A 438-nucleotide genomic window follows, 5' to 3' on the forward strand; every position below is an offset into this window, starting at 1 on the left:
GCCCTTGTCGGCCAGCGCGATCGCGGGTGCGATCACCTTCGAGAGCGGCATCGTGCCCCAGGACTTGAGCGCATGCTCCAGGCCCGCCACGGTGCCGGGCACGCCCACGGCATAGTGCGTGTGCAGCGATTTGCCGTCGATCACGTCGCCCTTGTCGTCCAGGTACATGTCGCGGCTCGCCTTGCGCGGCGCGACCTCGCGGAAGTCGAGCGCCACGCTCTTGCCGCTCTTCGCGTCGTACACCATCATGAAGCCGCCGCCGCCCAGGTTGCCGGCGTTGGGCAGCACCACCGCCAGCGCGAAGCCCACGCCCACGGCCGCGTCGATCGCGTTGCCGCCCGCGCGCAGGATGTCCAGCCCCACCTTCGATGCCAGTTCCTGCTCGGTGGCCACCATGCCGCTGCGCGCGACGACCGGGTGGAACACGTCCATGTCCAT

Annotated in this window: 1 protein-coding gene; it reads right to left on the minus strand. The window is 69.9% G+C overall.

The features are described 5' to 3' along the window. Positions 1–438: gamma-glutamyltransferase (locus GVL52_RS32175; protein ID WP_200848010.1), on the minus strand; the 438-nt coding region annotated here is incomplete at both ends.

The organism is Rhizobium sp. 18055, assembly GCF_902706285.1.
Classification (GTDB): Bacteria; Pseudomonadota; Alphaproteobacteria; order Rhizobiales; family Rhizobiaceae; genus Rhizobium.